This window comes from Methanohalophilus euhalobius (assembly GCF_900215215.1).
Classification (GTDB): domain Archaea; phylum Halobacteriota; class Methanosarcinia; order Methanosarcinales; family Methanosarcinaceae; genus Methanohalophilus; species Methanohalophilus euhalobius.
Window position 1 is genome coordinate 96,569 of record NZ_OBDR01000006.1, and the last position, 6,441, is coordinate 103,009.

Below are 6,441 nucleotides of genomic sequence, written 5' to 3' on the forward strand. Positions count from 1 at the left end.
TTCACCTATCCGCCTCACTTACACATGGGTCAAGGCTTCCTACGATCGCTACAACGTCTGCAAGTTGAGAATCTTTTATAAGAGGTGGCATTGCCTGCATTGTAGGGAACACAGGTCCCCTGATCTTCACACGATAGGGCTTATCAGATCCATCGGACACCATATACATTCCCATTTCTCCTCTGGGATCTTCAACCCTGTGGAAAACCTCTCCTTCCGGAACCCTCATCACGGGAGCCCGACGGTCATAGGGGAGATTCTCCGGGAACAACGGTCCAGAAGGCATCTGGTCCAGTGCCTGTTCGATGATATACATACTCTCATAGATTTCAGCAACACGCACCCAGATACGGGCATAAACATCTCCCGCGGTTTCGGTACATACCTTGAAATCCAGATCATCATAAACAAGATAGGGTTCATCCTTCCTTATATCGAAATCAACACCAGTTGCCCTCAGAGGTGGTCCGGTAACTCCCATTTCCTTGGCTGTATCCGGTGTAAGGACACCGACACCCACAGTACGTTCCCTGTAGATCGTATCGGACTTCATTAACTCACCCCACTCTTCAAGGCCTCTTCTAAGCAGTGCAAATGCCTCCTTGCATTTTGCCTCAAACCCTTCAGGGAGATCGTCGCGTACTCCGCCAAATCGGAGATAAGAATGTGTAATACGGGCACCGGTGGTCATTTCAAGGAGATCGAGAATTTTTTCCCTGACAGTCATGGGGTAGAAAAACATTGTCATAAAACCAATAAATTCAGTATATTCCCCATAACCGAGCAGATGGCTCTGTATTCTGGACAGTTCTTCAACTATAACCCTGATATACTGAGACCTTTCAGTTGGTTCGATTCCTGCAAGTTTTTCCACACAGCCTACAAAAGCTTCCTCATTGGTAAGAGCCGCAAGATAACAGGCCCTGTCCACCACAGGTATTCCCTGTAGATATGTCTTGCTTTCTAGTATTTTTTCTATGCCCTTGTGGATGAAACCCATTTCCACATCAGAATCCTGCACAGTTTCTCCTTTCAATTTTACATTTAGCCTGAAAGGTCCGGGTTGTGCAATATGATGAGGTCCCATATGGATAAGCATCTCATCAGGGCCAATATTGGTATCCATAATTATCACTCACACCAGGTTTTTAGCAGTCTTTTGGGGAAAATCTTCGTAATCTTTACGCAGAGGCCAGTCACCCAGCAATTCATCCGGCAGGACTAGATTTCTCAAATTCGGATGATTTCTGTACTGTACACCGAATAGTTCGTAGGCTTCCCTTTCATACCAGTTGGCATCCCAGTAAACAGAAGTAATGGATTCAATCTCCGGATTGTTACGTGGAAGTCTTGCTTTCAGTTTCAGTACCAAAGGCTGGCCGAAGGAACTCAGGTGATATACTACTTCAATTTCATCTTTCAGGATCAAATCCACAGCTGTTTCCGAAGAAAGATGGTCAAACTGAAGTTCATCCTTCAGGTATCTGCATATTTCCACAATACTTCCGGCTTCTGCATAAGCAGAAATACGTTTTTCTGATTCAATTTGTGAATCAGAGATTGTATCAGGGAACTTTGCATTCAGTGAATCAATAATCTTCTCCGCTTCCATAGTATCAACCTTCATAGCCAGAACCCCGGTCCTTTTTGGTTTCAATCTTTTTCTGGATCTCAACAAAACCCTGGATTATTGCTTCGGGTCTTGGAGGGCATCCGGGAACAAAAACATCTATCGGGAAGATCTCATCTATATTCTGAACTGTGCTGTAGGATTCATAGAAGGGACCCCCGCTTATGGAACAGTCGCCCACACAAAAAACCCATTTAGGGGAAGGCATTTGATCCCACAATCTCTTAAGAGCGGGGAAATATTTTCTGGTAACATACCCACTGATTATCATAACGTCAGCCTGTCTGGGAGAATTACGGGGAATAATACCAAAGCGATCGGTATCCATCGGAGCCACACCGGCAACGATAAGTTCCACACCACAGCATCCCATTGGCTGGGACATAAACCAGAGAGAATTCTTGCGTCCCCAGTTAAGAATATCCTGAATTTTGGTCTTTTTAAGGAATTCGTTGATTTCCCGGGATGTTGTAGTTATAACTCCAGGAATGGATTCCTCTTGAGCCTGCTCTTTAGGAGCCGGCTGTTCATAGGATTGGGAAGTTAATTCTTCAGCCATCTAAGTGCCCCCTTCTTCCATAAGAATGCATAACCGAACAGGAGAACAAAAATAAATATAAGCATTTCAACTACCGCTACCGTCGTATCCACTCCTGTATTACCTCTGTATATCATAGCCCACGGGTAAAGGAAGAGGACTTCGATATCAAACAATACGAATGCGATCGCATAGAGGTAATACTCCACACTGAATTGAATACGTGCAGGGCCGGTAGGAATCGAACCTGACTCGTAGGTGGAATATCTCTCAGCACCTGTACTTCTCGGACTGAGCAATTTAGCGATCAACATCGTCATTGGAGGCATCAGTAGTGAGACGACAAGAAACACCGCAACCGGGATGTAACTATATACGATATTACTATCGACAATTCCTGACATATAACTCACCTGATTATGAATATCAAATAAATGTGAACCAATTGACTTTATGTAACATCATTGCATTTGTATAATAAATGGTCCACTGGATTTTATTTTGAATCTTCTAATGAATCATCACATAAAAACATATTGGATTTATCACGCTTTATAATCAAAATTGAAATTTAAAAAAAGGCATTACACAAGACGCGAGAAATACAAATATGGTTGGACTTAAAAAAAGTTGGAAATGTATACATCAAAGAGTTTTTGGAGCGAAGTATTTCTTAATCAGCTCACCGCATTCCGAACAGGAAATAATGATCCAATCCCCTACTTCCTCTTTTGAATACCTGTCAAAGATAGAAGCTCCACAAGAAGGGCATACATAATATTTCTTAAAATAATAATGATAAAACGCCGGGTTGTCTTCCAGCCATTTTACAACAGCCTGCATTCTTTCAAAATATCGCTGCTTTGAAGGGACTTCCACATATTTAATTGCATCCGAAGCTTTTTCGGAAATATGTCTTTCATATTTTTTCGAACGGGATGTGATTTTCTTGTAATCAGAAATGTATTTTGATGTACTGTTTAAATAACTAAAATACGTTTCATGTGACTGGGGCTTGGAGCAATTGCAAATTGTGCGGAGGAAAAATTCCCCCATCACATCTTCCATAACATCAGCACAGGTAGTGCAGATATTGTAATTACCATACTGTTTATAATCCTGAACCTCACCACAAATCAAACAGGTTTCCATCCCAATACCCCTCAATCAACTTCAGTAGGAGTCATTGCTTCCCTGGTAAACATTATCGGGAAAACATTCAATACACCAAGCAGGTCGCCATCCCTGATTTTCCCATTTATCTGACCGAAGACATATGCATATCTGACGGTACGCTCTTTATCCACCGGAGATGCCCCCTCAGTAGAAGCAATCTTGAGAACAGAAGCAACCGCATGATATGTGAAAGCGCATGGCATTGCAAGAGTATCGGGGTCAAGAGTGATTTCCCTTACAGGAATCTTTTTGTATTCCCCTGCCCTGATCTCCAGATCGTTATCTGCAATCACCATTTCCCACCTTGCACGAGTTGCGATAGTAAATTCATAGGGCGCTGCCTTTACTTTTTTAGAAACAATTTCCCCTTTTTTTCGGGATACTACCTGTATTATCTCTGCAGACATCCAATCACCATTAAAGCACATATGAACAAGGAGATATATAATTACCAACATTGATAATTAACAATATTCTATCCCACCTATCCCACCTTTAAAGGGCACTGTTACAGTTAAGAAATAAAGAGGGATTCATCCCCTATTTAAAGGGGATGAAAATGGAACAGAATGCATAATTAGATTTAATACCGGTAGACCTTAAATCTTTCGTGCAAAGGAAGAGAAGAGACCTAAAAGCCATAGCATTATCCATACTTGTGTACCAGCAGGGAATTAAGTTTGAGAAAAACCTCAGAACTATTATCATATTTTGGTGAATCGATAAGTTACACGGCAATACATTACCGGGTACAGAAATTCAGCTTGTGCGTGCAGCCTTATGCTGGTAAATTACCAGATACCATAGTAGTTGAAAGTGCAGCTTGGAAGCCAGTACTGGTTCAGAGGAACTTGTTCAGCATATCAATAATTGGATCAATATGTTTATTGCTTATCATAATTACAACAGAAATCATCAATATCTAAATTCATATACGCCGTATCAATGGGAAAGATGCTTTAACTGTGACAATGCCCCCTTTAAAGTAACGAAAACTAAATATTAGTAAATTGTGTATTCATCTCAATTCCAATCCATATCGGGGTTCAAAACATAGCACACCTACCAGAATAGCGGAGAATCATATGCGAGTAAATGAAAAATGTGTTGGGTGCGGACAATGTACCGCTTTCTGCAAACAGGACGCCATTGTGGTTAAAGGAAATGCGTATATTACAGATAAATGTACCAACTGTGGCATATGTGCATTTTACTGCCCCCTTAAGGCTATCGAGGCTGAAAAATGAAAATCAATGTAATCGGAGCAGGGCTCGGAGGTCTTTTAAGCGCGGCTTCACTCGCAATCGAAGGACATGAAATCGAGGTGTTTGAAAGGTTACCCATTACAGGTGGCCGGTTTACGAACATTGAATATCACGGTTTTAGCCTCTCCACAGGAGCATTGCACATGATACCTCACGGTTCTACAGGCCCTCTGGGCAACCTGCTCAAAAAAATAGGTGCAGATGTGGAAATCGTACCCTGTGAACCAATGGCCATGATCCGTATACCTGCAAATGGTTCAAATAATTACAAATCCGGATTTAAAGATATATCTTTCAATCAATTTGGCTCACAATTCTCCATGTGGAACAGACTCAAACTTGCAATTCTTCTTGTTACCACCAGAAGGTGGCCTCCTAAAAATATTTCTTTTGAAAACTGGATTCGTAAATATCTGAATGAAGATAGCGCACACAAAACCGCTAACTCATTCTGCGGTTGGGCACTGAGCCTGACAAACAGAGATGTACCTGCAGAGGAAGCTTTTGAAATATTTGAGAATCTCTACCGCTATGGAGGAACAGGCATCCCAATGGGTGGGTGTAAAGGAGTTACAGATGCTCTTGTAGAAATAATTCGTTCAAATGGTGGAAAAATTCATACAAATACCGAAGTGAGTCGGATAATTGTGGAAAACAATACAGCCCGGGGAGTAATAGCAGATGGAAATAAACATTACTCCGATGTTGTAATAAGCAATATTGGACACCCATTTACAAGAGATCTTTATGACTCATACACCATTAATAATGCTTATGAAGAAAAAATAGACAATGTCAAATCTTCTGCAGGAATTAAGACATGTCTGGCCGCAGATGAGCCATTGATCGGCCACAACGGTATTCTCCTGACACCTTACTGCCGCCGGGTCAATGGAATCAATGAAGTGACCAACACAGATCCCAACCTTGCCCCCCCAGGAAAACATCTGGTAATGGCACACCAAAGTGTCCGGCAGGAAAAAATCGATAAACTTGAAGAAGAGATCGAAATTGGCCTGCAGGATCTCAAAGAAGTATTCCCCAATAAAAAATATGAAGTGATCCTCACCCAGTCATATTATGACGGCTGGCCCGTAAACCGGGCATCCTCCGGCTCAGATATAGGTAATACCACACCCATCAATAGCCTTTACGTAGTTGGGGACGGGGCAAAGGGAAAAGGAGGCATCGAAGTAGAAGGTGTTGCCCTGGGTGTTATGAACACACTGGATATCATAAAGCAACAACATCGGTGACCGGTGTTCCTTAAATGCCTCTACAACTTTTATAGCAGGAGTCTCCTTTTCGTAAGGTGGAAGAGGAATGCGTCTAATATTCATACAAAACGTTTTATAACATACTTTAGAACATACTATTGTATGTTTCTCACTAAAACAATTATCTTGAAAATAGCAAATCCTGATGATGATTTAGAGGAAACTATGCAGAAATATTCAGATGGAATGAATTATGTTTCTGAAATTCGTTTTTGACAAAGGTAAACCGATTCCAGCAATGAAATTACAGCAGGAAGTTTACCCATATCTTCGTGAAACATTAAAATTAAAATCCCAGATGAGTTGTAATATCCCAAGACAGGTTGCTGGATGTTACAAAACATTGCATAAACAGAAAAAGGCAAAATGGCAAAAAGTACAATTTTCGCCATCATCAATGACCTTTTCTTACAAAAGGGATTTTGCTATTAGTGAAAATATGGTTAAAATAACCACTATCAACGGAAGGAAAGCTTATTCCATTTTGAATTATGACTATGCGAAACAGTATTTTGATGGTTCATGGAAATACCAAGCATCCAAAGTTGTAAAACA

At 41.1% G+C, this 6,441-nt stretch carries 8 protein-coding genes and 1 pseudogene; 3 read left to right on the forward strand and 6 right to left on the reverse strand.

The annotated features are described in order from the left end of the window. Position 1: 1 nt before the first annotated feature. The 6 genes from fpoD to CP947_RS06915 all read right to left on the reverse strand — a co-directional run bounded on the left by fpoD (position 2) and on the right by CP947_RS06915 (position 3,751). Positions 2 to 1,126: a F420H2 dehydrogenase subunit FpoD gene (gene fpoD, locus CP947_RS06890; protein ID WP_096712496.1), complete on the reverse strand. Its 1,125-nt coding sequence runs from the start codon at positions 1,124 to 1,126 to the stop codon at positions 2 to 4. A 9-nt stretch (positions 1,127 to 1,135) separates the two neighbouring features. Continuing rightward, on the reverse strand, positions 1,136 to 1,612 hold the full coding sequence (gene fpoC, locus CP947_RS06895) for a F420H2 dehydrogenase subunit FpoC (protein WP_096712497.1): 477 nt from the start codon (positions 1,610 to 1,612) through the stop codon (positions 1,136 to 1,138). Positions 1,613 to 1,616: 4 nt separating this feature from the next. Then, positions 1,617 to 2,189, reverse strand: coding sequence for a F(420)H(2) dehydrogenase subunit B (gene fpoB, locus CP947_RS06900; protein WP_096712479.1), 573 nt, complete (start codon positions 2,187 to 2,189; stop codon positions 1,617 to 1,619). Continuing rightward, positions 2,174 to 2,572: a F420H2 dehydrogenase subunit FpoA gene (gene fpoA, locus CP947_RS06905; RefSeq protein WP_096712480.1), complete on the reverse strand. Its 399-nt coding sequence runs from the start codon at positions 2,570 to 2,572 to the stop codon at positions 2,174 to 2,176. Before fpoA ends, fpoB begins: the two co-directional genes overlap by 16 nt. Before the next feature lie 241 nt (positions 2,573 to 2,813). Further along, positions 2,814 to 3,320, reverse strand: coding sequence for a hypothetical protein (locus CP947_RS06910; protein ID WP_096712481.1), 507 nt, complete (start codon positions 3,318 to 3,320; stop codon positions 2,814 to 2,816). A gap of 11 nt (positions 3,321 to 3,331) precedes the next feature. Continuing rightward, on the reverse strand, positions 3,332 to 3,751 hold the full coding sequence (locus CP947_RS06915) for a DUF22 domain-containing protein (protein ID WP_164909076.1): 420 nt from the start codon (positions 3,749 to 3,751) through the stop codon (positions 3,332 to 3,334). Between the two features lie 678 nt (positions 3,752 to 4,429). Here CP947_RS06915 and CP947_RS06920 point away from each other — a divergent pair. The 3 genes and pseudogenes from CP947_RS06920 to CP947_RS06930 form a co-directional block, all read left to right on the forward strand. Beyond that, entirely contained in the window at positions 4,430 to 4,591 is a 162-nt protein-coding gene (locus CP947_RS06920) for a 4Fe-4S binding protein (protein ID WP_096712483.1), read from the forward strand. Continuing rightward, a complete protein-coding gene (locus tag CP947_RS06925) occupies positions 4,588 to 5,865 on the forward strand; it encodes a phytoene desaturase family protein (RefSeq protein WP_096712484.1) in 1,278 nt (425 codons plus the stop codon). Before CP947_RS06920 ends, CP947_RS06925 begins: the two co-directional genes overlap by 4 nt. 214 nt (positions 5,866 to 6,079) lie before the next feature. Beyond that, positions 6,080 to 6,441 (forward strand): annotated as a pseudogene (locus CP947_RS06930) (RNA-guided endonuclease TnpB family protein); the annotation flags it as partial.

Excerpts from the sequence above, each read along its gene's own strand:
- fpoA (WP_096712480.1), bottom strand. The coding sequence starts at position 2,572 with ATGTCAGGAATTGTCGATAGTAATATCGTATATAGTTACATCCCGGTT.
- CP947_RS06920 (WP_096712483.1), top strand. The coding sequence starts at position 4,430 with ATGCGAGTAAATGAAAAATGTGTTGGGTGCGGACAATGTACCGCTTTC.
- fpoC (WP_096712497.1), bottom strand. The coding sequence starts at position 1,612 with ATGGAAGCGGAGAAGATTATTGATTCACTGAATGCAAAGTTCCCTGAT.
- fpoB (WP_096712479.1), bottom strand. The coding sequence starts at position 2,189 with ATGGCTGAAGAATTAACTTCCCAATCCTATGAACAGCCGGCTCCTAAA.
- CP947_RS06925 (WP_096712484.1), top strand. The coding sequence starts at position 4,588 with ATGAAAATCAATGTAATCGGAGCAGGGCTCGGAGGTCTTTTAAGCGCG.
- CP947_RS06915 (WP_164909076.1), bottom strand. The coding sequence starts at position 3,751 with ATGTCTGCAGAGATAATACAGGTAGTATCCCGAAAAAAAGGGGAAATT.
- fpoD (WP_096712496.1), bottom strand. The coding sequence starts at position 1,126 with ATGGATACCAATATTGGCCCTGATGAGATGCTTATCCATATGGGACCT.
- CP947_RS06910 (WP_096712481.1), bottom strand. The coding sequence starts at position 3,320 with ATGGAAACCTGTTTGATTTGTGGTGAGGTTCAGGATTATAAACAGTAT.